At 67.0% G+C, this 24,189-nt stretch carries 31 protein-coding genes and 1 tRNA gene; 24 read left to right on the top strand and 8 right to left on the bottom strand.

Going from position 1 to position 24,189, the window contains the following annotated elements:
* Positions 1-93: 93 nt before the first annotated feature.
* Positions 94-648: a hypothetical protein gene (locus ACPYN9_RS00245; RefSeq protein ID WP_424462877.1), complete on the top strand. Its 555-nt coding sequence runs from the start codon at positions 94-96 to the stop codon at positions 646-648.
* A 67-nt stretch (positions 649-715) separates the two neighbouring features.
* Here ACPYN9_RS00245 and ACPYN9_RS00240 read toward each other — a convergent pair whose 3' ends face one another.
* Positions 716-925, bottom strand: a complete 210-nt coding sequence (locus ACPYN9_RS00240) for a hypothetical protein (protein ID WP_424462875.1) — start codon at positions 923-925, stop codon at positions 716-718.
* Between the two features lie 55 nt (positions 926-980).
* Here ACPYN9_RS00240 and ACPYN9_RS00235 point away from each other — a divergent pair, with 55 nt between their 5' ends.
* The 11 genes from ACPYN9_RS00235 to ACPYN9_RS00185 all read left to right on the top strand — a co-directional run bounded on the left by ACPYN9_RS00235 (position 981) and on the right by ACPYN9_RS00185 (position 9,342).
* The gene (locus tag ACPYN9_RS00235) at positions 981-2,132 is read left to right on the top strand and encodes a hypothetical protein (RefSeq protein ID WP_424462873.1); all 1,152 of its coding nucleotides are present in this window, start codon (positions 981-983) and stop codon (positions 2,130-2,132) included.
* Positions 2,133-3,440, top strand: a complete 1,308-nt coding sequence (locus ACPYN9_RS00230) for a peptidoglycan DD-metalloendopeptidase family protein (protein ID WP_424462871.1) — start codon at positions 2,133-2,135, stop codon at positions 3,438-3,440.
* Positions 3,440-3,901 (top strand): M23 family metallopeptidase, encoded by a 462-nt coding sequence (locus ACPYN9_RS00225; RefSeq protein WP_424462869.1) that lies wholly within the window; start codon positions 3,440-3,442, stop codon positions 3,899-3,901. Before ACPYN9_RS00230 ends, ACPYN9_RS00225 begins: the two co-directional genes overlap by 1 nt.
* Positions 3,894-4,118, top strand: coding sequence for a hypothetical protein (locus tag ACPYN9_RS00220; protein WP_424462868.1), 225 nt, complete (start codon positions 3,894-3,896; stop codon positions 4,116-4,118). The genes ACPYN9_RS00225 and ACPYN9_RS00220 overlap by 8 nt, the downstream gene beginning before the upstream one ends.
* Positions 4,118-5,821, top strand: coding sequence for a hypothetical protein (locus ACPYN9_RS00215; RefSeq protein ID WP_424462866.1), 1,704 nt, complete (start codon positions 4,118-4,120; stop codon positions 5,819-5,821). The genes ACPYN9_RS00220 and ACPYN9_RS00215 overlap by 1 nt, the downstream gene beginning before the upstream one ends.
* Positions 5,818-6,705 carry a hypothetical protein gene (locus ACPYN9_RS00210; RefSeq protein ID WP_424462864.1) on the top strand — a complete coding sequence of 296 codons (888 nt, stop codon included), beginning with the start codon at positions 5,818-5,820 and terminating at the stop codon, positions 6,703-6,705. The genes ACPYN9_RS00215 and ACPYN9_RS00210 overlap by 4 nt, the downstream gene beginning before the upstream one ends.
* A gap of 70 nt (positions 6,706-6,775) precedes the next feature.
* Complete coding sequence (locus ACPYN9_RS00205) at positions 6,776-7,351, top strand: hypothetical protein (protein WP_424462862.1); 576 nt, start codon at positions 6,776-6,778, stop codon at positions 7,349-7,351.
* Positions 7,351-8,175, top strand: coding sequence for a hypothetical protein (locus ACPYN9_RS00200; RefSeq protein WP_424462860.1), 825 nt, complete (start codon positions 7,351-7,353; stop codon positions 8,173-8,175). The genes ACPYN9_RS00205 and ACPYN9_RS00200 overlap by 1 nt, the downstream gene beginning before the upstream one ends.
* A gap of 5 nt (positions 8,176-8,180) precedes the next feature.
* Positions 8,181-8,639, top strand: coding sequence for a hypothetical protein (locus ACPYN9_RS00195; RefSeq protein WP_424462858.1), 459 nt, complete (start codon positions 8,181-8,183; stop codon positions 8,637-8,639).
* The gene (locus tag ACPYN9_RS00190) at positions 8,636-9,046 is read left to right on the top strand and encodes a hypothetical protein (RefSeq protein ID WP_424462856.1); all 411 of its coding nucleotides are present in this window, start codon (positions 8,636-8,638) and stop codon (positions 9,044-9,046) included. The genes ACPYN9_RS00195 and ACPYN9_RS00190 overlap by 4 nt, the downstream gene beginning before the upstream one ends.
* Positions 9,043-9,342: a holin gene (locus tag ACPYN9_RS00185; RefSeq protein WP_424462854.1), complete on the top strand. Its 300-nt coding sequence runs from the start codon at positions 9,043-9,045 to the stop codon at positions 9,340-9,342. Before ACPYN9_RS00190 ends, ACPYN9_RS00185 begins: the two co-directional genes overlap by 4 nt.
* 160 nt (positions 9,343-9,502) lie before the next feature.
* Here ACPYN9_RS00185 and ACPYN9_RS00180 read toward each other — a convergent pair whose 3' ends face one another.
* Positions 9,503-9,646: a hypothetical protein gene (locus ACPYN9_RS00180; RefSeq protein ID WP_424462852.1), complete on the bottom strand. Its 144-nt coding sequence runs from the start codon at positions 9,644-9,646 to the stop codon at positions 9,503-9,505.
* Positions 9,647-9,649: 3 nt separating this feature from the next.
* Positions 9,650-9,922 (bottom strand): hypothetical protein, encoded by a 273-nt coding sequence (locus ACPYN9_RS00175; protein ID WP_424462850.1) that lies wholly within the window; start codon positions 9,920-9,922, stop codon positions 9,650-9,652.
* Positions 9,923-9,991: 69 nt separating this feature from the next.
* Between ACPYN9_RS00175 and ACPYN9_RS00170 the strand changes: the two genes are divergently transcribed.
* On the top strand, positions 9,992-10,246 hold the full coding sequence (locus tag ACPYN9_RS00170) for a DUF3263 domain-containing protein (RefSeq protein WP_424462848.1): 255 nt from the start codon (positions 9,992-9,994) through the stop codon (positions 10,244-10,246).
* Here ACPYN9_RS00170 and ACPYN9_RS00165 read toward each other — a convergent pair.
* Positions 10,243-10,848, bottom strand: a complete 606-nt coding sequence (locus ACPYN9_RS00165) for a hypothetical protein (RefSeq protein ID WP_424462846.1) — start codon at positions 10,846-10,848, stop codon at positions 10,243-10,245. The two genes, ACPYN9_RS00170 and ACPYN9_RS00165, sit on opposite strands and share 4 nt — an antisense overlap.
* Positions 10,849-11,036: 188 nt before the next feature.
* On the opposite strand from ACPYN9_RS00165, the gene ACPYN9_RS00160 reads away from it, so the two are divergent.
* From ACPYN9_RS00160 to ACPYN9_RS00145, 4 genes are all read left to right on the top strand, one after another.
* Complete coding sequence (locus tag ACPYN9_RS00160) at positions 11,037-11,312, top strand: hypothetical protein (protein ID WP_424462845.1); 276 nt, start codon at positions 11,037-11,039, stop codon at positions 11,310-11,312.
* 147 nt (positions 11,313-11,459) lie between these two features.
* Positions 11,460-11,532 (top strand) — tRNA-Ala (locus tag ACPYN9_RS00155).
* Positions 11,533-11,633: 101 nt separating this feature from the next.
* Positions 11,634-11,984, top strand: coding sequence for a DUF2200 domain-containing protein (locus tag ACPYN9_RS00150; protein WP_424462844.1), 351 nt, complete (start codon positions 11,634-11,636; stop codon positions 11,982-11,984).
* 66 nt (positions 11,985-12,050) lie between these two features.
* On the top strand, positions 12,051-13,352 hold the full coding sequence (locus ACPYN9_RS00145; RefSeq protein ID WP_424462842.1) for a heparan-alpha-glucosaminide N-acetyltransferase domain-containing protein: 1,302 nt from the start codon (positions 12,051-12,053) through the stop codon (positions 13,350-13,352).
* A 73-nt stretch (positions 13,353-13,425) separates the two neighbouring features.
* Here the strand turns inward: ACPYN9_RS00145 and ACPYN9_RS00140 are convergent, their stop codons facing one another.
* Positions 13,426-14,427, bottom strand: coding sequence for an iron-siderophore ABC transporter substrate-binding protein (locus ACPYN9_RS00140; protein WP_424462841.1), 1,002 nt, complete (start codon positions 14,425-14,427; stop codon positions 13,426-13,428).
* A gap of 58 nt (positions 14,428-14,485) precedes the next feature.
* Here ACPYN9_RS00140 and ACPYN9_RS00135 point away from each other — a divergent pair, with 58 nt between their 5' ends.
* The 4 genes from ACPYN9_RS00135 to ACPYN9_RS00120 all read left to right on the top strand — a co-directional run bounded on the left by ACPYN9_RS00135 (position 14,486) and on the right by ACPYN9_RS00120 (position 18,339).
* The gene (locus tag ACPYN9_RS00135; RefSeq protein WP_424462839.1) at positions 14,486-15,553 is read left to right on the top strand and encodes a FecCD family ABC transporter permease; all 1,068 of its coding nucleotides are present in this window, start codon (positions 14,486-14,488) and stop codon (positions 15,551-15,553) included.
* A complete protein-coding gene (locus ACPYN9_RS00130; protein ID WP_424462837.1) occupies positions 15,550-16,614 on the top strand; it encodes a FecCD family ABC transporter permease in 1,065 nt (354 codons plus the stop codon). Before ACPYN9_RS00135 ends, ACPYN9_RS00130 begins: the two co-directional genes overlap by 4 nt.
* Positions 16,615-16,681: 67 nt before the next feature.
* Positions 16,682-17,878 (top strand): MFS transporter, encoded by a 1,197-nt coding sequence (locus ACPYN9_RS00125; RefSeq protein ID WP_424462835.1) that lies wholly within the window; start codon positions 16,682-16,684, stop codon positions 17,876-17,878.
* A 17-nt stretch (positions 17,879-17,895) separates the two neighbouring features.
* On the top strand, positions 17,896-18,339 hold the full coding sequence (locus ACPYN9_RS00120) for a DUF1622 domain-containing protein (RefSeq protein WP_424462833.1): 444 nt from the start codon (positions 17,896-17,898) through the stop codon (positions 18,337-18,339).
* A 60-nt stretch (positions 18,340-18,399) separates the two neighbouring features.
* On the opposite strand, the gene ACPYN9_RS00115 is transcribed toward ACPYN9_RS00120, so the two are convergent.
* Both ACPYN9_RS00115 and ACPYN9_RS00110 read right to left on the bottom strand, forming a co-directional pair.
* On the bottom strand, positions 18,400-19,602 hold the full coding sequence (locus tag ACPYN9_RS00115; RefSeq protein ID WP_424462831.1) for a TetR/AcrR family transcriptional regulator: 1,203 nt from the start codon (positions 19,600-19,602) through the stop codon (positions 18,400-18,402).
* Positions 19,603-20,075: 473 nt separating this feature from the next.
* Positions 20,076-20,279 (bottom strand): cold-shock protein, encoded by a 204-nt coding sequence (locus ACPYN9_RS00110; protein ID WP_068478769.1) that lies wholly within the window; start codon positions 20,277-20,279, stop codon positions 20,076-20,078.
* A gap of 453 nt (positions 20,280-20,732) precedes the next feature.
* Between ACPYN9_RS00110 and ACPYN9_RS00105 the strand changes: the two genes are divergently transcribed.
* The 3 genes from ACPYN9_RS00105 to ACPYN9_RS00095 all read left to right on the top strand — a co-directional run bounded on the left by ACPYN9_RS00105 (position 20,733) and on the right by ACPYN9_RS00095 (position 23,764).
* On the top strand, positions 20,733-21,515 hold the full coding sequence (locus ACPYN9_RS00105; protein WP_424462828.1) for an alpha/beta fold hydrolase: 783 nt from the start codon (positions 20,733-20,735) through the stop codon (positions 21,513-21,515).
* Between the two features lie 100 nt (positions 21,516-21,615).
* Positions 21,616-22,704, top strand: a complete 1,089-nt coding sequence (locus ACPYN9_RS00100) for a GNAT family N-acetyltransferase (RefSeq protein ID WP_424462826.1) — start codon at positions 21,616-21,618, stop codon at positions 22,702-22,704.
* Between the two features lie 88 nt (positions 22,705-22,792).
* On the top strand, positions 22,793-23,764 hold the full coding sequence (locus ACPYN9_RS00095; RefSeq protein WP_424462824.1) for an SDR family NAD(P)-dependent oxidoreductase: 972 nt from the start codon (positions 22,793-22,795) through the stop codon (positions 23,762-23,764).
* Here the strand turns inward: ACPYN9_RS00095 and ACPYN9_RS00090 are convergent.
* A complete protein-coding gene (locus tag ACPYN9_RS00090) occupies positions 23,704-24,090 on the bottom strand; it encodes a thioredoxin family protein (protein ID WP_424462822.1) in 387 nt (128 codons plus the stop codon). The two genes, ACPYN9_RS00095 and ACPYN9_RS00090, sit on opposite strands and share 61 nt — an antisense overlap.
* Between the last annotated feature and the right edge of the window lie 99 nt (positions 24,091-24,189).

Here is a 24,189-nt window from a genome sequence, read left to right as displayed (position 1 = left end):
CACGGGGCGGTCGCGGCTCGTGGTTGGCGCGACGGAAGGGTGGTGACGCTTCCCGGCGTTGCTGTCGCGTCGTCGAGCTCTGAGCGTCTCCGCATGGCTGACCAGTTGGCGGCGTGCATGGCGGAGGGGTTCGAGGAGCCCTTCTGGGCAGACCTGCCGGACGGGTCGACGCGCGAGTACGTGGGCGGGCTGGCGGCGGACCCCGACTGGGATGACGGCGTCGATGGATTGACGGCGAAGTACCAGATCCAGTTCTTCTGCTCCGACCCGCGCTCGTATGGCGAAAGGCGTTCGTTCACGCAGGCCGCTCCCGGTTTGCTCGAGGTGTTCAACAGGGGAACGTTCGAGGCGCGCCCGGTGGTTTCGATGACGGCGACTGCGGCGATGGCTGGCTACCAGTTCAAGTTGTTCGATGGTGCTCGTCAGCTCGGGAATCTCCGCATGAATGGCATCGCGTCGGGGCAGACGGTGGCTGTGGATATGGCGTCTGGTAGGACGACGCTGAATGGTGTCCCGACCGGTGGGTTGATCCACTCGGGCGACCGGTGGGGTGTTCCGCCGGGTCGTGTGTTGCAGGTGATGTTGGAGCGGAACGGGGAGATCGGCGCCGGACGGCTGGCGGTGGTGACTCGTGACACGTTCATTTGAGTCTGGGCACACCGAATGCGCCGGCCCCGCTACTGAGTCCGGCGTCGTTGAGCTCGCTGGCCCACTCTTAGAGTTTGGGCGGCTTGATCTTCCGGTTCGCCATCACGGACAGCAAGATCCCCTCGTTCGTGGGGGTCACGGCGTGGCTCACCGGGGTCCAGCCTTCGCCGTGTTCACGGATGAACTGGTCGTCGTGGAAAACGACTAGCCCCGTGAAGCTGTTGTCGGTGACTCCGCTCGCCGGGACCATGAAATAGAACACTCGCGTATCGATCATGCGCTCACTCTAGGGCCGTCCTTCGGGGCGGCTTTCGTCGTTTCTGGGGGTTTGCATGTGGCGGTTCTGGATCTGCAACTCTCTGACGGGTGTTCGGCTGCGTGAGGTGTTCCCGGCTGACGGGTCGTGGAAGACGCTCATGAACGGGGTGGGTTCGGGGTCGCACTCGTTTTCGCTGTTCGATGAGGTCGAGGTGCTCGTGAGGGCGGGGTTCTCGCGGGACGCGGCGCGCGCTGAGGTGAAGGCGACATGGTCGGAGTTCACGGACCCGGACGGTTGGCTGCCGGCGGTTGTCGTGTGCTGGGAGGACGTGCCCGTGTACGCGGGTCTGGTGCAGCGTCGTGAGAACGACGATGCGACCGGCATTGTCACCGTGCATCACGTCGAGGTTCGCGCACTCCTGAACTCGCGTTTGACGCATCCGGTGGGTGGGTTCGGGACGGGCGACTGGGCGATCACGAATAAGGACATGCGCACTGCGGCGTCCGAAGTGATCCGCAAGGCGGCGGGGAACCGCGGCCCTCGCTGGGACGTCCGCTGGACGGCGTACACGCCCGTGAGTGGTTCGTATTCGCGTCAGATCAAGGCGTACGAGCAGCAGACGGGCGAGCAGATCCTCGCTGAGATTCAGAACGCGGAGAACGGCCCCGACATTCATATCCGCCCTCGGTGGCGGGACACGGATCAGGGCCTCGAATGGGAAGACCGCCGCGGGAGTCCTCGCCTGACTGGTGGCTCGTATGAGTTCATCGCGGGCGCAGACAACGGCACCTCGGATCTGAAGTTCGTGCAGGACGCGAAGCGTCAGGTCACTGGTGTGCATGTTGCTGGCAAGGGTTCGGAGATCGACATGCGCCGGGGGTGGGCGGCTGAGTCCGCGCCGACAGGTAAGGGGTGGCTTCTCGACCACGTGCTTCCGATGAAGCACGTCTCCGATGTGGGGTTGCTCACGTCGCATGGTCGCGCGTACGAACTCGCCCACAAGTACCCGACGACGCAGTTCCAGGTGTCGTTGCGCGCGGATGGTGCGCCGGACCGGAACGGCATGCGCGGGCCGACTGCTGCGGAGATCCTCCCGGGCACGACGGTGCGCGTGAACCCGGGGAGCAGGTCGCTGATCCTCCCGGACCGATGGTTCTCGGGGTACGTGATCGGCGTATCCGGCGACATGGGCCTCGACCTCAAGCTCGACTTCCAGGAGGTCTAGGTGCTGATCGACAACCTCGCTGACCCGCAAGCTCCTGTCGAGGAGATCAAGACTCGCTTGGACACGGTGGAGACGCAGGCCCCGATGGGCTATTCGTCGGTCACTGACGGTCAGATCCGTATCGCTTCCCCGGAAGGCCTCTGGGTCGAGGGCGAAGGTGGCATCAAGCTCGACGGTCGCATGGACGCGCAGGGCGTCATCTCGATCACGGGGCTCCTCGAGCTGCTCGACGGGTCGACGCTCACAGTCAAGGGCACCGCGTCCGTCGAGGGCTCGTTCACGGCATCGGGAACGAACAACCTGACGGGCACGAACAACCTGAGTGGCCCCACGACAGTCTCCGGCACCCTCACTGGCACTGGCGATTTCACGCTCAATGGTGTCACCCGACTGAACGGCAACACGTTCATCACGGGCAACAGCACCATCACCGGGTCGATGACCGTCATGTCGGCGTTCACCACGTCGGGCGATACCACGCTCGGCGGAACCCTCACCATCGCCGGCGCAACCACGGTCAACAACACGTTCCGAACGAACGGTGCGGTCACGGTGGCCGGGTCGATCACGGTGACCGGCAGCGCGAGCTTCAACAGTTCGCTCGCTATTTCGGGAGCGGCGACACTGTCGAGCACGCTCACCGTCAACGGCTCGATCGTGTCCGGCGGGGTGACGATCTCGAGCAACACGATCACCGTCAACGCAGGCGGACGCTCCACCACCATCGGTTCTGTCGGTATCCAGTCCAGCTACGCAACATTCCAGACCCTCGAAGCGTCATCGACGGTGTACTTTTCGGGGTTGTCGGATGTGAGTTCCGTCTCAGGGCTGAAGTGGCTTGCGGTCACATCTGGCGGCACGGTCGTCCAGGTGCCGCAGTCGGTGGGTGGTCCGATGGGCGACTTGGAATGGCCATTCGATCCGGAAACGAACACTGACGAATTCGGGCCTCGCGTCTCACCTGGTGGTATCGGGTCAACTGACCACAAGGGCATGGACTTCGGCATCGGTGTCGGTGAGGGGACGCCGATCCCTGCGGCTGGTAACGGCACCGTTGTGGAGAAGGGTAGCGGCGGCGGTTTCGGCAACTACCTCGTCATCCAGCACTCCGGGAATAAGCGCACGCTCTACGCCCACATGAACGCGCCCTCGTCACTCAACGTGGGTGACGGCGTCGCACGCAAACAGATCATCGGCTACGTCGGAAACACGGGCAACTCAACCGGCCCACATTTGCACTTCGAAACCCACATCGATGGGGTGCCGGTCAACCCGCGCACTGTCATCACGAAGCCTTGGAGCGCCTGATGAAATTCGAATGGCCGTTCAACCCGGCGGATGTCATCGTGCCGCCCAGGGGCGAGTTTGGGCCGCGTCCGCCGCTCGGTGCGCCGGAGGGTCTCCCTCTCTCGTCGCTCGACCTCGAGCAGCACGACGGCATCGACTTGAACGCGCCCGCCGGCGCTGTCGTGTGCGCCGCTGCTTCCGGGGTCGTCACTCTCGTCCGAGACGAAGGAGACCACGACGAAGGGGAGGGGAACGCGGTCTGGCTTCGTCACAGCGAGAAGTTCCAGACCCGCTACCTGCACCTGGACGCTCGCACCGTTGAGCACGGTCAGTTCGTGGAGCTCGGCCAGCCGATCGGCACTGTCGGCTCGACCGGCAACGCTGACGAAGCGCACCTCTGCTTCCTGACGCTCGTGCACGGCACGGCGTTCAACCCCCGCACATTCATGCGCAACCGAGCCTTGGAGGCCGCCAGTGACTAGCAAGCAGACCCCCGCACCCGAAGCTCCCGCCCGCAGGTTTCGCCCGGTCACGATCCGGGTCCAGGTGGAAGGCATCGTCGACGACGGGGGCCTCCCGATCCCGGTGGAACCCATCGTGTTCTCGGTCGCCGCGCGCGAGTTCACGCAGGAGTGGTTCGAGCAGATGCCTACCCGATACGCGCAAATTCAGGCGCAGCTCGACGCGCAGGAGGACTGATGGCGATCTATTCCGGGAAGATCACGGACTTCGGTCTCGCCCCCATCTCGGGGCTGACCCCTCAGGCGTGGGTGCAGGCCGTCAACGAGGCGTTCGGTCCAGCCGGTGAGTTCCTCGCGGCGACGCGCAAGCCGCTGACGGTTAACTCCACGACCGGTATCTACACGGTGAGCCTCGTCCCGTCGCTCCATTGCTCCCCGCCGACCGACTACATCATCGGCGTCACTTGGTTGGAAGCGAACGGAACCCCACGGGGCGAGTCGTCCCTCCGGTTCACGGCCGCGGTTGGTGGCGGGTCTCCTGGGGACATGACGGGCGAACCGGTGTTTCGGTTCTACAACGGCCCAACGGCCCCCGCTTCCCCTGACACGGGCAACATTTGGCTCGACTCGAGTGAGCCGTGGTCGTATCAATTCAAGAGGTGGTCAGGTATGAGCTGGATTTCGGTCGGCGCGCCCATCGAAGGCCCTCCCGGGACAATCGACGCGGGGACCATCACGATGCTCCCCGCCGGCGCTGCCCCCGTCTTCAACGTGACTGGCACACCCGGCAACCGAGTCGCGGACCTTGGCATTCCGCAGCGGGATGCTGAACCGGGTCTCGAGTCGATCACGGTGAGCGGAACGCGCACCATCGCGGTCATTACCGGTCGAACGTACGTGATTTCTGGCACCGGAGTCGTCACGCTTACCGGGGTGCTCGGCGCGATGCCGAACCTGCAACTCACAGTGCCTATGCGTGTTGAGGGGTTCTCCCTCGCCGCGGGCATGTGGGTGGGACACAACAGCCTCGACGGGTGGCGCTTCCGCGAAGCAGCGGCCCCCGCCGTTGGCGACATCGTCGCGCCCACGCCGGGCGCGCTCGCGGCCACGCTCATGGACACGAGCGGGCTGCTGCGAGTGACGAACGCGACCGACGATGTCGTGCTGCACGCGTCCCCGTACCGATTCTCGACGAACAACGGATCGACGTGGTCGGCGTGGCAGGCATCGGCGTCGTTCGAGCTCTCGAGCCTCACCGCGGGCACCGAGTATGTGTTCAAGCACCAGACCCGAGACGCCGCCTCGAACGTCGCGACGGGCAGCGCCGTGACGGCGACGACGGCGGCTGCTCCGACATGGACAACGCGGATGTACGACACGTTCACAGCCGCGGATGGAACGGCCCTCGCGGGCCGCACGCCGGACACAGGCACGGCGTGGGGTGCAACTCCGTCTGGTACGGGCACCGTGATCCGTGGGAACAAGGCGAGCGGCACGGGGCTGAACAACACCTCGACGAGCGCCCTGTGGCCGAACGGCTCAGCCGTGACGCAGCGCGTGCGGGTCACGTTCGACTACTCACTCCCAATCAGTCCGCCCTACGGGGCCACCGTGAGCCCCTACCAGGGCATCAACGCGGCGAACAACAACTACTTCTTCATCTCGCTCACACAGAGCAACGCGGGCGTGAAGTCGGTCAGTATGTCGATGTTCGGTGGCGGCGCGACGTGGTCTGCGGTGCAGCTCACGACGGCAATCCCGGAGTCGGGGACGTTCACCTTCGACTACCTCCCGACGCGTCGCGTCGGCGTCGTCAAGGTCGGATCGACGGTCATCGGATACTTCTCCGGCGGCGCTGATCTGTCCTGGTACGGCATGAACATGGCGATCATCAACAACGCCACGATGGACAACCTACGCGTGGAGGTGTCTTCGACGTGAACCCGATGATCCTCGTCACGAAGCTGCGGCCGGTGGTGGTGCCATCGCTACCACCGGCGCTGGATGCGACGGTGACCGCGATGCGGCCCTCAGGGCGTCGCCTCGCGGTCATCACGGTCGCCCCGCTGCCGGGTGCCGCGGATCACACGTCGATTAACGCCGCGATCGCTGAAGGGCGGATGATTCAGCAGGCGAAGATGACGGCCGAGGGCCGCACGCAGGCCACTCCCAACGACCGCATCGACATCATCATCCGCGAAGGCTCCTACGCCGAGACGGTCGATCTGCACGACTGGATCAACCTCTACGGCGAGGGGTCGGCGAAGGTCACGATCACGCAGCTCAACAGCAACGCGAAGCGCGGCACGTTCGAGGGTGCGCACGCGGGCTACATCGAGGGCGTGCGCATCGTGCGCTCCACGTCGGCGCTGGCGGTGACGGTGTATCCGGTGCACTCCGCGACCGAGCACACGAGCATCTGGGTCGACGTGATCTTCGACCACCAGACCGCTGCGCAGTCGGCGTTCGGCTCCGACGGCGGTGACAACGGCTACACGTGCTTCTACCGCTGCCGGTTCGTGGGAGGCACGAACATCCACGGGTCGATCGCGCAGAACACGGCGAAGACGGTGGCGTACATCATGTGCGTCGGCCTGTATTCGCTGGGCTGGAATGCCTACAACGAGACGAGCCCAGATCACATCTGGGTCGTCGGCACCACCGCGGCTTCCATCACCATCTTTGGCGCCGCGACCAAGCTGCATGTCTCCGGGTCGACCATCTCGGGCGCGATCACCACGAACGGCACCCAGGACACCCGCTCGGACTGGCCGGTCCCTACCGGGGGCTTGTCTGCCTACGACCGCGCCTTCTACGGCATGTAGCCCAGGCCAACTCCGTCACCGAGCCTCGCCTCCCGGCGGGGCTTTTCTCATGCAACCCAGGAGGCACCACATGGCCCGAGCCGTCGACATCATCGCCGCGCAAGGCGTGCACAACGCTGACGCGATCGTGAGGGCAGCCGTAGCGGTGGGCCTCGAAGTCGCGATCGCGGCGGCGATCATCCAGAAAGAATCGAACGGGCGGAACGTCTACGGCCACGACCGAGGCGGAGTGTTCTCCACTGCCGCGCTCGGGAAGCCGCACGACAACCTCGTCACCGAGGACAACTTCCGCGACTTCCGCCGCCGCATCAACCAGTCGGGGTCCATCTCGAACGGGGTCGGCCCGGCCCAGATCACGTGGAAGGGCTACTTCCCCGACGCGGAAGCCAAGGGCTACAAGCTCTGGCAGGCCGAAGACAACATCCGGTACGGGCTGAACCTCTTCGCCGGACACCTGCGCGGCTCGGGCGACATCGTCGAAGCGGGGCGCGCGTACAACGGCGCGCGTCAGTACGGCGTGGACCTCGCGAACATGGTCGCCGCATGGCGACGCCGCCTCGTGGGCGCGTCGAACGACGTGGGGCAGCCCGACAAGGCCGAGTCCGGGCCAAGCATCAAGCGGTTCATCGCCACGGGGCTCATCTGATGGGCCTCGAAATCGTCGGCGGCAAGCCGATGTACCGCGTCTGGGGCTGTGGCGAGCACGTAGAGAACGGCGTCAAGGCGAAGGACACGTCGGCTCTGTTCGAGCTCGACATGGCTGCCCGCGTGGCGGTCGCCGTCTGGTACGTCGACAGCGAGGGTGGCTCGGTCCGCCACAGCGAGGGCTTCCGGCCAACCGGCTCGGAACGCCCCGACCGGTTCGTGACTCGTGCGAGTCAGACCTCACTCGGCATGAGTACGCAGTGGTTCCAGGTTGGGCGCATGGACCGCGGGGAAACACCCTCCGCGATCATCCCGCGCCCGGACGGCTCGAACGCTTCCGCCCACAACCGAGGCCGCGCATGGGACTCCAACGCGCCGACCGCGCGCGACATGCGCCTCCGCGCCGAGGGATGCGCCCTCGTGGGTCTCGTCTTCAACGTCCCGTCCGAGAGCTGGCACTGCGAGCCTCTCGGCGCTGTCCCGTCCGCGGTCGATCTCGCCCCGTGGATCAAGTTCGTCCAGGGAGTCGTCACCCCGGCGACGCCCGCACCCCCAGCACCCGACAACAGCCTCAAGGAGGCCATTCGCATGTTCCTCGTAGCTCAGACCAACACCCCCGCCCCTGGACAGCAGAAGCGCACGTTCATCATGACCTCCGACCGCGGGGCGGTGCACCTCACCGAGACGGCTCAGGTCTCAGCGTGGCTGTCCATATTCGCGCAGCTCGGACTCAAGGGCCCCGGGTTCGAGGAGTCCATCAAGCTCCCCTGGGATGTCATCGCGCACGCTTCCGAGGGCGTCCAGGGCAAGAACGCCAAGGCCTGACCGCCATGTGGCGTCGCCTGTGGCGCGCCTCCGTGTGGCATCCGGACGCGCTGCCCATCGAAGAGTTCAAATTCCGGTCACTGAAGCGCGTGTGGCTGCCCCTGTATGACGCGGCCGCGTTCGGCGCGGGCTTGTGGGCGATCGTGTTTGGGTCGCCGATCCTGCACCGCCTCTTCCACCCGGACGTGATCGACCTGCTGGGGGCGCTCCTCGCGGTCGCGGCGGCGGTGTGCTTCGCGGGGGTCGCGTTCCCGTCCCTGTGGCGGGTCGAGATCGCCGGGAAGCTCGTGCTGCTCATGCTCCTCGCCGCGTACGCGTTGACGATCATCGCGTTCCGAACGAACCCGCAACCGGAAGCTCTGTTCGTGGTGTTCATTCTCGTGCTCGGCATGCCTCTGCCGTTCTTCCGCCTCTCCCTCCTCGGTGAGGAGATCAAGGAACGACGAGACGAGGAGAGCGCATGATCGTCGCCGCCGACGCCGCAAACATCGACCCAGGGTTCATTACGCTCGGTGTCGCCGTCATCGGCGTGCTCGGCGTGCTAGCCACCGTGTGGGCCACGCGGGGGAAAACGAAGACCGACGCGAAGACCGCACTCGACGCCCGCATCGACGCGCGAGTGAAGGAACAGCTCGAAGGCGCGTGGTCGGAGATCGATCAACTCAAGAAGCACTCCGCGGAGCAAGACAAGGCCATCAAGGGGCTCGAGGAGCGCGACAAGCAGAAGTCGGCGGTGTTCCAGCGCATCTTCGCGACGCTTGCCGCGATGCTCCGCACCACCCCAGAACTCGACCTCACCACCTCAGAGATCGCCCTCGTCGGCGACACCATCCCGCCGGGGTGGATCAAACACATGAAGGAGAACCCATGAGCCATGTAGCTCCCCAGAACAACGACGAAGAGGGCGTGCAGATCGGCACCGCCTACGTGCAGGTCGTACCGACCACGCCGCCGACGAACATCTTCACTCTCGCGTTCGTCCAATACGCGGGAGAGCGAGCCATCAAGACGGCCGCACAGACAGCCCTCGCAGGCGTCACCGTGACGGGCCTGACGGGCATCCTCGATGTCGCGTGGCTCCCGCTGCTCGGCACCGTGGGCCTCGCGACGGTCGCTTCTGTCCTGACCTCCATCGTCACGATCACGAGCCGCAACGTCGGCGACTGACCCCTCCAACGCATCGCGCCCCCGGTTCTGCTTCGGCAGGACCGGGGGCGCTTTTCGTGTCTCTACAGGACCACGAGCCCGCATTCCGGGCACCGCATGGGGTTGCTCACGGTGAGCAGTACCAGGCACTTCGGGCAGCGCGGCCAGTCGAGGTCGTCGGTCATGACTTGTCGGCGCGGACGCTGACGAGTTCGTACCCGTCGGGCACGCGCGACTCTGCTTCGAGGCGTGCGGCTTCGTAGGACTCGGCTTCCACGGTGAACGACTCGGAGGTTTTCGGGCGGATGACGGCGATGAGCTTCATGCGTCAATCATCCCAGGACAGCACCAGCTTCCAGCCGTCGGGGTCTTTGCGGAGGTCGTACAACTTCTCCGGCCCATCGTCCTTCTGTGCGGTGACTCGCCAGTGCTCCGCGTCCAACCTGTTCACGTCCCCCTCACCGGCCCACCATCGTCCCTGCACGCGCCGGTAGAACGGCTCCCCACCCACCACCACGTACGGGAACCGCTGCCACCAGAACACGGTCGGGCGACCCTCCGCCCACTCAACATCCACGGGATCATTCAGGGTGGTGCTCATGCGGGGGAGTGTGACACGAGCCGCCGACAATCACCGCAGAATGTCGGTGGCCCGTGCGACCATCCCGTCATGCTCACCGACCACGAAAGAGCGTTGCTCGACTTCGAGGACGCCAACCCCAGACAGAACACGGCCAAGACGCACGCCATCCGGGAACGCTTCGGGATGACGGCCACCGCTTACTACGTCGCCATCAGCGGGGTGATGCGCACCGCTGACGCTGTCATGGAGATGCCGCAGGTCGTGCACCGGCTGGAACGGCAAGCCGAGCAGCGGGGACGGCAGCGACGGGAGAGGCGCGAGCAGCGGAGCTCTAGCGCCTAGGACTCCACTTCCGGAGGGGCCGACTTCCCGTTGCGCCCCTGAATGAAGTCCCTAACCATGTTCGCGACAGGCAGTGCGATGAAAACAGCCGCGCCAGCCACACCCATGCCGCCAGGGTTGACCAGTATCGAAACCATCGCGCCTACTAGGCATGCGCTCACGAGCCACAGTGCGTTCCTGCGCCCCTTCGGTGCCTCGGCGATCTCGGCGTCAGTAGTTCGGTCCCGTCGGGCAGACTCGTCCGTTGTGTACGCCTCGGACATGCGCAGGATGCGTTCGCGAGTGTCCTCGTCGTACTGACCCCAATGTTCCGGGTGGGGGAGCATTCCAGAGAACCGCTCCTGGCGCATGGCCAGGAGCAACGTCTTTACGGCATCAACTTCGTCTACGAGTTCCGCGACGACTGGGTCGTCTTCAGCTCCACTCGATCGCTCCGGAGGCTCTCCGTCTTTCGCGGCGAGGGAGTCGTCCGTTCCAGCTCGCGGCGCAGGTTCCGCAGCCTCTTCGCTGAGTCGATCTGGAAGGTGGCGCTCGTCGGTGTCATCCGCATTGGCTCGGGGAACAGATTCAACATCTCGGTCATGGCTAGAGTCATCGGTCATCCGCCTTCCTGTTCTCCTGCTCTGGTGTTTACAACGCTCTGGTGAGCGTCGAGCTTCCCGGTTTCGGGTACGCCAATGGGCGCGAGTTTTCTCGTCCCCAACGTACCCCAACACTGCACAACCTTGTGCAACTTCGCACTACATCACCAGGCAGTCGGTTTGTCGGTGGTCACCCTTACCCTCCCGTCATGACTCCCATGGAACGGCAGATCCTCGCTCACGCTCACGCCCACCACATCGACGGGGAAGAGTGGGGCGACACGGACGCCCTGTTCGGGCGGAACTGGATACTCACGGACGCGAAAGCCGAATGGCTGGCCGAGCAGTATCCGGACGTGGACCCGGAACTGACGAAGTTCTACTACGACCGAGCGCACCCCGACTGGGATGAGCTGGACAAGCGCGGGTACATCGCTTGCAAGCTCATGGAACCGGAGGACGAACTGCTCGACGAGTACCCGTGAGCAACGCTCCGTGCCCACTTGACCAGGGTTTGCCCACAAACTGCCCACTAGGGGAGTGGTGGGCAAGCCCTGTTCACGTGTCGGGGCGCGCCGAGGGTTCCGGGTTTGGCTTGTTTCCGGGGCTGGTGCTACAGTTTCTCTCTGTCAGGGCCTATGGCGCAGTTGGTAGCGCGCCTCGTTCGCATCGAGGAGGTCAGGAGTTCGAATCTCCTTAGGTCCACTGCACGAAGAGCCCGGCCGATCGGCCGGGCTCTTCTCGTCTGCGGCACTGCACGCGCGAGCGCGACATCGGTAGTCTTCGCGTGAGACAGAGGAGTTGAGATGGCCGGGCATCGCATCTACGGGACGGCGTTCGCGGATGTGTACCCGCACTACGTCGCGAAGGCCGAGCGCAAGGGACGCACGCAAGCGGAGGTCGACGCGATCATCCGCTGGCTGACCGGCTACAGCGGCGAGCAGTTCGACCAGGCGATCGAGCACCGCATCGACTTCGAGACGTTCTTCGCGCAGGCCCCGCTGATGCAGCCCAACCGTGCGCTCATCAAAGGCGTCGTCTGTGGCGTCCGCGTCGAAGAGATCGAGGAACCGTTGATGCGTGAGATCCGCTACCTCGACAAGCTCGTCGATGAGCTCGCCAAGGGCAAAGCGATGGAGAAGATCCTCCGCGCCTGAGACAGTGCCCGCGGCCGACGTGCGGCCGACGTGCGCCTCGCGCCGCGGTGCCGGTAGCGTGGTGGCGTGAGCTCGCCCAGCATGCCCGGAAGTCCCGGTCCCTCCCCGCAGCGCGGCGAGCGTCGGGGCCGTGAGGGCTCGCCACGTGCAGGACGGATCACGGGGCTCGACCTCGCGAGGTTCCTCGCGCTCATCGGCATGATGGCGACGCACGTCTGGGTCACCAACGCCGACGGCTCAACACCGGACCTGGCCGCTTTCCTCGGCGGCAAGGCAGCGGCGCTCTTCGCCGTACTCGCCGGCATCGGCGTCGTGCTCACCACGAGACACCAGCGCGAGCGCAAGGCGTTCGGGGCTGCGGCACTCAACGTGTTCGGTCGCGGACTCGCGCTCATCGTCATCGGGATGACGTTGGGGCTCGTGCCGGGCCCGATCGCGGTGATCCTCGTCTACTACGGCCTCGTCTTCTGGCTGCTTGTGCCGTTGCTGCGGCTCTCGAATCTGTCCCTGCTCATGGTCGCCACGGCCTGGGCGGGGCTCTGGCCGTTCCTGTCGATGCTCCTGCGAGCGCCGCTCAACGTGGTCAGCGAGCTCGGCACGCCGAGCTGGGTCGACCTCGCGCATCCACTCGAGCTCCTCCGCGGGCTCCTTGTGACGGGCACCTACCCCGTCCTCACCTGGGTTGTCTATGCCATCGTGGGCGTCGTGGTCGGGCGGATGCTGCTCGTCGCGCGGCAACGCGGATCGATGCTCCGTCTGAGCTTCGGCCTCGCGGGCGTCGGCGCGATCCTGGCGCTCGTGGCCCTCGGGGTCAGCCTCCTCCTCGCGGGTCCCTTCGGCGGACTGAGCTCGATCAGCGCGTCCACCGGAGCCGGAGACCGGGCCGCTGACCTCTTCTACTCGACGGCGTTCGGTACGACACCAACCGAGAGCAGCTGGTTCCTGGCCTCCCCGGCACCGCATTCCGGCACCACGTTTGACCTCGCGATTACTGCGGGTACGTCGCTCATCACCATCGGCCTCTGCCTCGCGCTCTGCCTCCACCTCAGTGCGCGCATGCATCGCGTGCTCGGCCCCGCGCTCGGTGCAGGCGCCACGCCGCTCACCATCTACGCCCTGCACGTGATCATCGCTGGCTCCACCTACACGGCTCTCGTGAGCGGCGGGCAGCTCGCTGAGCAGCCCGAGCTGTTCTGGCTCGTCTCGAGCGCCGCGATCTGGCTCATCCACGTCGCCGGCGCGCTGGTGATCGGCGCGTTCTTCTTCTGGTGGCAGCGCCGAGGGCCATTGGAGGCGGGGGTGACCTGGACCGGCCAATGGTTCGCCTCGCTTGCGGCGACCGGCAGGGATACGGGCGGCGGAGCCTAGCCTCGACGCGAACGACGCCCGCCACCGGTTGGTGGGCGGGCGCCGTCTCGACTTCGGATGGTGGTTCTCGGTGCTACTTCCCTGCGAGGGCCGTCTCGATCTGCGGGGCCACCTGGTCGATCGCGTACTGCACGGCCAGGGTGGTGCCAAGCGAGTACGCCGACGCGACGTCACCGTCGATCACAACTGCGCGACCGTCGGCGACAGCTGGGATCTGCTTCCACTGCGCGTCGTCGGTGATGGCTGCGGCGTCGATGAAGATCGGGAACGCGACGATCAGGTCCGCGTCGAGCAGATCGAGCTGCTCGTTCGACACGGTGGCCGAGAATCCGGTCTCCGCAACGGGAAGCTCCGCGATCTTGGGGCTCTGCGTGAACCCGAGGTTCTCGAGGAACGCCACACGCTCGCTGCCGTCAACGTAGGCTCCCCAGCCTTCCGAGGTCTTGGTGGCTGCCGTCGCGGTCTTGCCTGCCCAGCCCGGGTTCGCGTCAGCCACGGCCGTGAAGGCCGCGTCGACCTCGGCGAGCAACTCATCGCCCTTCTCGGGCACGCCGAGCGCCGTCGAGATGAGCTCCATCTGCTGTTCCGTCGAGGTCAGGTAGCTGTCGCCACCCTCCGGAACACCCACCGTCGTCGTGATGGAAGAGAGTCGATCGTAGCGATCCTGGTCGCCGGAGCTCTTCGTGTCGAGGATGAGGTCGGGCTCGAGCGCGGCGATCGCTTCGAAGTCGGGTTCCATCGTCGCGATGATCACCGGGGCGGTCTCGTAGAGGCCCGCGGCCCAGGGGCCGACGCCCTCGCCGCCGAAAGCCAGCCAGTCGGAGGCGCCCACGGGCTGAACGCCGAGTGCGAGCGCCGTCTCCGCGTCGCCCCAGCCGAGTGCGACGATCCGGGTCGGCGCCTCGTCGATCGTGACCTCGCCGAACTTGGTGTCCACGACCGCGGGAAATGCCCCGTCTGCGGCGGGCGCAGGTGCGGAGGTCTCTCCGGCGGTGTTGTCGGAGGTCGCTGAGCATCCGGTCAGCAAGAGTGCGGCGGCGGAAGCGAGGGCGAGGCCCTTGGCGAGGTGTTTCATAAAGACCTTCTGTCTCGGTGAACGGCAGTCGATGTAGGTTAGCCTAAACTGGCTTGTCGTGACGACAGAAGTGAACCGCGAGGCACCCGCTCGTGCAGTGCGCTCCAGCGCAGGCACCGCGAGGCGTGTCTCTGTCGGTCGTCGCAGTGCGATGCTTCTGATCTCCGTGGTCCTCCTCGCGCTCAGCTGCGCGGCCAGCATCGCAATCGGGTCCCGCGAGGTCCCCCTCGAACAGGTCTGGTCTGCCATCACGGGCGGAGACGTTGATCAGGCCACGCGCACCGCCATCGTCGATCTCAGGGTCACCCGCACGCTGATCGGCCTGCTTGTGGGGGCTGGTCTCGCAGTGGCGGGCGCCATCATCCAGTCGGTGACAAGGAACCCGCTCGCCGACCCGGGGATCCTCGGCGTGACCTCCGGCTCGTCGTTCGCTGTGGCGCTCGCGGTCGCCCTCCTGGGCGTGACCGACCCGCTTGGCTACGTCTGGTTCGCCTTCGCCGGCGCTGCGGCGACGACCGTCCTGGTGTACGCACTCGGCAGCGGTCGGGGAGGGCCGAATCCGCTCAGGTTGACGCTTGCGGGAATGGCGTTCGGTGCGGTGCTCAGCGGCGTCATCGCGGCCATCAGATTTAGTGACCCGGAGCGCTTCAACGCGCTGCTTGTCTGGGAGTCCGGTTCGTTCCAGCTGCGAACACTCGCGACGACCCTGCCGGTTGCACCGTTCGTCGTCGCGGGAATCGTCCTGGCACTGGCGCTCGGGCGGTCGCTGAACGCCCTCGCCCTCGGCGACGACCTCGCGCATTCGCTCGGCTCGTCGGTCGCACGCACTCGGGTCCTCTCGATTGTCGCCATCACCCTCCTCGCCGGGGGAGCGACGGCGATCGCGGGCCCGATCGCGTTCGTGGGCCTCATGGTGCCGCACCTCGCGCGCGCGATGGTCGGACAGGACCAGCGATGGATCATGGGACTCAGTGTTCTGCTCGGCCCGTCGCTCGTGCTGATCGCCGACGTGCTCGGTCGGGTGGCCCTGCGCCCCGGTGAGCTACCCGTTGGCATCGTGACTGCCTTCATCGGCGCCCCGGTTCTTGTCGCACTCGCGCGCCGGAGGAAGGTGAGCGGACTGTGAGCGCCCGAGAGCACATCCGGCCGGTCGCCGCGACGCAACAACCGACCAGGCCGGTCGGACCAGCGGGAGCGGCCCGAGGAGCGACGAGGCGACGTTCGCTCATCGTGACAGTGGTCCTCGCCGCAGTGGCCCTCACCCTTGCCGTCGTGGCGCTCGGCCTCGGCAAGTATCCGCTGACGCCGATCGAGGTGCTGGAAGCGATCTTCGCCCCGGACGGCAGCTTCGCGACCACGGTTGTCCTCGAGTGGCGCGCGCCGAGGGTCGTCGCCGCGCTCGTGTTCGGCGCGGCCCTCGCCGCCTCCGGCGCAATGTTCCAGTCGCTCACCAGGAACCCGCTCGGCTCCCCGGATGTCATCGGCTTCTCGACCGGCGCCTACACCGGCGCCGTCATCGTCATCATCGCGGGCGCGGGCACGTTCGTCGGAACGGCGCTGGGCGCCCTGGCGGGCGGTCTCCTTACGGCAATCCTCGTCTACGCGCTCGCCCGACGCGGCGGCGTCAGCAGCTTCCGCCTGATTGTCGTTGGCATCGGGGTCACGGCTTTCCTGCACGCGCTCAACACGTGGATGCTCCTGCGTGCGCAGACCGAGGTGGCCATGACCGCATCCATCTGGGGCGCGGGGTCGCTCGCGCTCGCCCAATGGTCGCAACTGCTGCCCGCCGCCGTCATCTTGGTGCTCCTCATCCCGGCCGTGGCGGCGCTGGCCGGCCCACTGCGTCAGCTGGAGCTCGGCGACGAGACGGCGAGGAGCCACGGCGTGCGCGTCGAGCCGACGCGCTTCGCGGTCCTGATCGTCGGCGTCATGCTCACCGCCGTCGTGACCGCGGCGTCGGGGCCCATCGCCTTCATCGCCCTCTCGGCGCCGCAGCTGGCCCTCCGGCTCGAGCGCGGTCCGGGCGTCCCGCTCCTTTCATCCGCGGTGCTCGGAGCGGCGCTGCTCCTGACGGCAGACCTCATCGCGCAGCATGTGCTCGGCGGCGCGGTCCCGGTCGGCGTCGTGACGATCGTCGTCGGCGGCGCCTACCTGGTCTTCCTCCTCGCCATGCAGTCGCGGCGCTGAGCCCAGGCGCGGGCGTGTGCTTGGATTGCTCCATGCTCAGCACGCACCATGACATCGCGGTCGGGGAGTGACCACCCAGGCTGACCGGCGCGCGCGCATCGCCGTCGCGGCCATGTTCCTGACCAACGGTGCGCTCTTCGCGAACCTGCTGCCTCGCTATCCGGGTCTCAAGGCCGAGCTGGGGCTCAGCAATGCCGAGTTTGGGCTCGTCGTCGCCGCATACCCGAGCGGTGCGTTGCTCGCGGGTCTGGCCGCAGCGGTCCTGATCCGTCGCTTCTGGTCGTCGCGCCTCGCGGTCGCGGGGACAATCGTCACGAGCCTCGCCCTCTTTGCCGCGAGCTTCGCACCAAACGGTTTGCTGCTCGCCTCGGCGTTCGCCCTGGGCGGCGCCGCGGATGCGCTCACCGACGTCGCCCAGAACTCGCACGGCCTGCGCGTGCAACGACGGTTCGGGCGTTCCATCATTAACGGGTTCCACGCGATCTGGTCGATCGGCGCCGTCCTCGGCGGCCTCATGGGTGCGGCCGCGGTGGCGTTGCAGGTTCCGCTGCCGTTGCATCTCGGTGTCAGCGGCGCGCTGTTCTCGTGCGTTGCGCTGCTCGCTTACCGGTGGATGATTCCTGGCCCGGAGCACGACGACGTCGAGGTCTCGACCGCTGGAATCAGGATCGTCAAGCAAGGCACCGTGTCGCGGGGTGGTGCGGCCAAGTACGTCGTGCTGCTCGCGCTCGTCCTCCTCACCGTCGCAGGCTCGGTCGTCGAGGACTCCGGGAGCACGTGGGCGGCCCTCTACCTCTCCGGTTCGCTGGCCGCGCCCGAGGCGCTCGCCGCGTTCGGGTTCATCGCCCTCGTCGGTGCGCAGTTCGTCGGGCGGATGCTCGGCGATCGACTCGTCGATCGCTTCGGCGAGCGTCGGGTCGCGCAGGTCGGCGGTCTGGTCACGGCGGTCGGAATGGGGACGGCACTGCTGTTCCCGAGCGTGCCGGGGACCATCGCCGGTTTCGCCGCTGCGGGCTTCGGGATCGCCACGCTGGTGCCAGCCGCGCTGCACACGGCGGACGAGCTGCCCGGCTTCAAGCCGGGTACGGCGATCACCCTGGTGTCGTGGCTCATGCGCCTCGGCTTCCTCTCGGCTCCGCCCCTCGTCGGGCTGCTCGCCGACGCAACGTCGCTGCGGGTGGGGCTTATCGTTGTGCCGGTGGCCGGTATCGTCGCGTTCCTGTGCGCTGGTGTCCTGGCAGGTCGTGCTCGACGACACGAGTGATTCGAGAAGGAGCAGGCATGCAGGAGACCATGGACCACGTGTTCGAGATCGTCGCGGTGGTCGTCGAGGCGCTCGGAGCCGTTGCCATCGTCGTCGGCATCGTCATCGCCCTGGTGCTCGCGGCGCATGCGCTGCTGCGGGGTCGCGGCGGGAAGGCTGCGATCGCGACGTTGCGCACCTCGCTCGGTGCCGGAATCCTCCTCGGCCTCGAGGTGCTGGTCGCCGCTGATCTGGTGCGGACGATCACCTCGAAGCCGTCGCTCGAAGACGCCCTGATCCTCGGGCTCATCGTCGTGATCCGGACGGTGCTGAGCATGTCGATCCAGATTGAGATCGAAGGCGTCCTGCCGTGGCGTCGTGCCCTCGTGACGAGCGGTGCACAGGTGCTCGCCGACCAGGTGAAGGCAGCGCGTCGAGGCGACGCAGCCGCCACACGTCCCGGGGGCGCGGACGATCGCTGACCTGGATGCGAAACGCGGCCCGCACCGGTGGTGCGGGCCGCGTTCAGCTGCGTGCGAGGCTCAGACGCCGAGTACGTCACGCATGAGGTGCGCGACGCGCGTCCGGTTGCTCGGCGTGTCCTGCCAGGCGAGCACGCGCCCGAGCGAGTCGACCACGTGGAAACCGGCGTGCGCCACGCAGCGGGCTTCCGAGGCGGAGAACTGCGGCTTGACCGCGCGGAGCAGCCCGGCCCACTCTTCGATGTGGTCACGCTGGAGGGCGAGCAGTCGTTCCCGCTCGTCATCGCTGAGGTTCGTCGACTCGGCGATGTAGACCTGCAGAAGCTTGTGGTGGGCGAGCTGCGCCTCGACGTAGGCGTCAATCAGCTCGTCGAGGGCCTGCGCGTTGGAGTCGACTGCGGCGAAGACGTCGCGAGTCACCTGGCCGAGGTACTCGGCGGCCCGGGAGCAGGCAGCGGCGAGAATCCCGCTCTTGCTCTCGAAGTGCCGGTAGACGCCTGAGGCGGTGATGCCGACGGCCCCGCCGATTTCCTCGATGCTGACGAGGTTGTAGCCTCTCGCGAAGAACAGCTCGATGGACCGCGCGACGATCTGCTCGCGCTTGGCGGTCGACGGGATGCCCGTGGCCGCCGGCGCAGTGAAGGCGGTGGCCGCTGGGAGGTCGGCGTCCAGGGCACGCTGGGATGCCGCGCGCAGGTACTCGGCCGTGGCCGAGGAGATGCTGGTGCGGTGCATCGTGACGCTTGCGAGCACGGCGAAGGCGGCGCGGCTCTGCAGGGCGCGGTCCTCCTCGCTCAGCTCGGGCCGAAGCTCCTCGAGCGCCGAGGAGAAGCGGTCGTAGACCTTGGTGAGCCGCTGGTCGACGGACGCTCGGTCCGCTGGCTCGAGGTAGCGGGACTCCCAGCGGATGATCTCGCCGGTTCCCCGGCACTGGATGAGGCTGTCGAGCGTCGAGTGGATGAGCGATGTCGTCTGCTCGCGCGGCGGGACGCCTGCCGCAACCGTCGTCTCGGCGACGTCATCAGTCGCGTTCTCGACGGCGTCGACGATGCCGAAGGCAGTGTGCTTGAAGAGGTCGTACTTGTTCGCGAAGTGACGGTACAGCGCCGGCGCGGAGATGCCGACGGACGCTGCGACGTCACTCATGCTGACCTGGTGGTAGCCGCGCAGGGCGAAGGCCTGCGTCGCTGCTGATTCGATCCGCTGCTTGCGGTCCTTCGGGCGGATAACTGGGGAATGAGGCCACGTGGGGGAAGTGGTCATGAAGGGGTGTTGCTCCGTTCAAACTCTGGTGCTGCTAGTGAACGAGGTCTCGGCGTCTAGGGGGGTCGCGCCTCGCCCCCCCAAGGATACCCGTCTCACCGGGGCATCCCCTCAAAACACACCAGGTGTGGAGCGTGAGAAACGAGCTCTGTGTGAACGCCCACTGCAGGTGGGTCGCGGACGCGGCACAGGCGCGCCTAGCGGTCGGAGCCGAATGGCTCGATGTTTGAGATCGCACATTCGCGTGCCCGGCGAAGCGCGCGAATGCCCGGGGTGCGAAAACCGTCGTCCGAGCTCGATCGCTCGCGCGAGTGGGGGATCAGCGCGCTGCGGCGGGCAGGTGAAGGGTGCTTCTCTGGACCGCAACATCTGCATCGCGTCGTCCCGGGCAAGACAAAACGAGTGCGACCCGAAGGTCGCACTCGTTGTGCGTGGTCAGCTCGTCAGAGGACGAGGACCGCTGAGAGCCTGATTTAGAGCGGGCGGATGCTCTCGGCCTGGAGACCCTTGGGTCCCTGGGTCACATCGAACTCCACGCGCTGGTTCTCTTCAAGCGTGCGGAAACCCTGGACGTCGATTGCGGAGTGGTGTGCGAAGACGTCGGGCGTTCCGTCGTCCGGAGCGATGAAGCCGTAGCCCTTGTCTGCGTTGAACCACTTCACGATGCCAGTTGCCATGTTTTCTTCCTTCATTGTTATGCAGCCCGTACTTCGGGCGAGTGATCCGCAAGCGGATCTGTGCTTATTAGGCACGGTCTAATGCGCACGAAAATGCGCCGCCGAATCTGAGACGATTTCGGCTGCTTTTTCACGACGGCGTGAAAAAGCGGAGATCAGGGGTGGATAAGTTCTTGGGTTCGGGGCTGTCTGGGGGGCAGTTCCGATTCGGATGGGGCGCGCGCTCGACCCGTGTTCACTGCGGTGCTACTGGACGGCTTCCCGACACTCAGCGCGTGAGGCCAACGCTATCACGCTCCGGACGTGCAATTGCAGGCGAATTCCGGTGAATAGGTCATGAGGGGTCATGGACGGAAAAACCCACCATTTGGTCTGTGATCGAGGGTGGTGGAGAGCGCGTCTACGCTTGAGGGTGGATGCGTAGCATTGAGAGCCAGCGAAGGAGAGGGTCGCATGACGGGTGATGAGGCAATCTCGCCCGTGCGCGCGCTCCGTCCAGTTCCGCCCCCTGCGCGCGGCGAGCACACGAGCACCCCAGAGGGACTGCACGTCGACCTCGAAGCCGGGGGAGTCGAGGTCCTTGTTCGCGTCTCGCCTGAGGGGCGCAAGCACGACAATCTGATCGTGCTCGGCGATCCCCACGACGGAACCGCGGAAGCGCTGGCCGAACTGTTGCCTGAGGCCCACCTCATCGCTCCCTCTGTCGGCGACCTCGGCGGGCGGCACCGGAAAGCGCCCGGCATCCGCGCATCCAGCGAGCGGGCGGTCGTGCAGCTCATGGACCACTTCGCCATCGAGCGGGCCGTTTTTGTCGGCACCGAGCGCGGAGCGGATCTCGCCGTCGCCGTGGCAGCGCATCATCCAGATCGCGTCGGGGCTTTGGTTCTGGTCAATGGTGGGCTCGGTGAGGCGCCGGCCGCCGAGGCCTCGCCCACAGACGGCGCGGAGGCGCGAGACGCGCTCTCGGGGCTGCGGGTGCCCGTGGCGTTGCTCTTCGGGGGAGCCGGGGCAGAGTCGAGGGGCTACACGCCCGCCTCGGTCCGCTCGACCACATCGTGGCTGAGGCATGTCGACGCCCAGGAGGTGGAGGTCGGCGACGACGGCGTCTTCGAGACGCCCGCCCTCGCGGCGGTCGCGGACATCGTGCAGACCCAGCTCGCCTCGGTGCGCGCGCGGGCCGCGCATCCGGCCACCGGATCCCACCGCATCATCGCGCCGGCCGACGACGAGAGCTGAACCGCGTCAGGCGCACGACGGGGTGCGTCCGTGCTCGTCGTCGTATGCTGGACAGTTGCACATGCGGGCGAGTCTTGCCCGAAGAGGTATTGGATGGTCTATGAGCGTCGCAGCAAGCGTCGATTCCCGAACGAACATGAGCCCGACCGGCGTCACGGTCCGGGAGGCCCGATCCGAGGAATTCGGGGTAATCGGTGAACTCACCGTTCGATCGTTCGACGCTGGAGCGCATGGGAACGAGCCGTGGCGCGAATCGCGGCGCCACTCCGAACGCGACGTCGCCGCTCGCAGTGAGGCCGGCACGGTTCTCGTGGCGGTCGCGGCCGGCCCCGACGCAACGAACTCGGAGATTGTCGGAACGACCACCCTGCTTCGAGCCGGCACCGACCCTGCGCGCCTGGCACGCGGGGACGAGGCGGAGCTCCGTTTCACGGGCGTCGCTCCCGAGGCCAGAGGGGCCGGGGTGGCGGATGCGCTCGTGCAGGCCGGGCTCGAGCGTGCGCGCCGAGAGGGTTCCCGTGCGGTGGTGCTCGACGTCGGCGTAGCCAACTCGCAGGCGCGTCGGCTCGCGGAGCGCGTCGGCTTCGCACGGGTCGAGGGGCGCGACACGCAGGACCCCACGTTCGGCGCCGTACTCGCCTACCGCTACGACCTGACGCAGACCGAAGGCGTGCGCATTCGGCTGATCAGAAACCACGAGATCGCCGCGGTGGGGCGGCTCACCGAGCGCGCCTACAGCAACGACTACGAGGTGACCCCGAGCTACGCGGAGGACCTGCGCGACGCCGCCAGCCGCGCGCGCCGCGACGAGGTGTGGGTTGCGGAGGACATCGCGACGGGTACGCTGCTGGGCTCCGTGTGGACGCCGCGACCCGGTGAGCGCATCTCTCAGCTCGCGAGGCCCGGAGAGCTTGACTTCCGGATGCTCGCGGTCGCCCCCGAGGCGCGCGGGCGTGGGATCGGCCAGGCCCTTGCGGGGCACGTCATCGCGCTCGGCCGCGACCGGGGAGCGCTTCGCGTCGTCATGAACAGCGGGCCGGAGATGCTTGGGGCGCACCGCCTCTACGAGCGACTCGGGTTTGTGCACCTCACCGACCGGGAAGGGCCGAAGGAGGTCGCGCCGGGCGTCGTTGTTCACCTCTACGCCTTCGGCTACGACCTCTGCGCCTCCCCGGCGGTCGAAATCTGAGGCGCGGGAACCTGAGGGTCGAGGCGCTCGAGGCTCCATAGACTTTGAGCCGCGGAGGCGTTTCCGCGACGGAGCTGAGGAGCGGACGATGCCAAGGAACGACCGTGCGGATGCGCGCGCAGCCGAGTTCGGGCCACGTGACCTGTCTGGCCGACGCTACCTCGTCACCGGCGCATCCACTGGACTCGGCTACTTCACCGCCGCGAACCTGGCAACGCGCGGCGCACGGGTCGTCATCACTGGCCGAAGCGCGGCACGGCTGGACGCCGCCGCATCCGCCATCGGGAAACCGGGACTCGTTACAACGCTGCCGTTCGACATTGGCGAGCTCGACGAGGTCCGCGGCGCCGCTGACTCGCTCGTCGCTGGTGCGGCGGGCACCGGGGCGGGATTCGACGGCCTGGTCCTGAACGCCGGGGTTGTGCATCCGCCTGCCCGCCGCGAAGCGACGAGCGACGGGGTCGAGCGCATCTTCGCGACGAACGTGCTCGGCCACTACGCACTGCTTGGACGACTCACGGGCGCTGCAGTGCTCCGCGAAGACGCCGCCGTCGTCTGGCTCGGCAGTCTCGCGCCGGGCCTCACGCGAGCCCACCTCCAGGACGTGCAGCTGCGGGGCGGCTACACCGCCTGGAACGCCTACGCCCAGTCGAAGCTCGCGACCCAGGTGCTGGGGATGGAGGGCGACCGGAGGGCACGCGCAGCCGGAGGGCACGTGCGTAGCATCGTGGCGCACCCTGGATACTCGACGGGTGGCCTGACCCCGACGGTCGCCGGCGTCCACGAGCCGTCGCTCGCGAAACGAGCCGTCGACAGCCTTCTCGTGTTCGCCGCGCAGGGCAAGGACGACGGGGCGCGGTGCCAGCTCCGGGCCGTCACCGACCCGGAGCTTCGCGGCGGCGAGACGATCGTCCCCGCCTACGTCACGAAAGGGCGCCCCGTGCTCGGTGCGTCGCACTGGCGAAGCTACGACCCCGAGCTCGGGGAGCGACTCTGGAACTACTGCGCGTCGCTCGCGGGCGTCGAGCCGGACTTTGCGGCGATCTCCGCGCGAACCTGATCCATGTCGACGTTCTCCAGCGCGTCGATGAGCTTCTCCACGCCGGCGAGCGGCATGGCGCCCGGCTCACGGTAGAGCAGCACGCCGTCCCGGAACGCCATCAGCGTCGGGATGGACGTGATTTGCAGGCCTGCGGACAGCTCCTGGTTGCTCTCGGTGTCGACCTTCGCGAACGTGACGTTCTCGTGCCGCTCGGAGGCCGCCGAGTAGATGGGGCCGAACTGGCGACACGGGCCGCACCATTCCGCCCAGAAGTCGACGAGCACGATGCCTTCTGACGAGACCGTGTCCTTGAAGGTCTCAGTGGTGATGTCGATGGTTGCCATGCGTCTCCTATCTCGGGGCGTACTCGGTGCTCAACGCTCCTCTCTGGCACGCTATTCCGTCGTCCCTGAACGGCGGGTCAGCAAGAGGCGTACCATCCA

It is taken from the genome of Pseudoclavibacter helvolus (genome assembly GCF_049707175.1).
GTDB classification, from domain to species: Bacteria; Actinomycetota; Actinomycetes; order Actinomycetales; family Microbacteriaceae; genus Pseudoclavibacter; species Pseudoclavibacter helvolus_A.
Note: the sequence above shows the minus strand (reverse complement) of the source record. Positions and strands in the feature narration are given on the sequence as shown.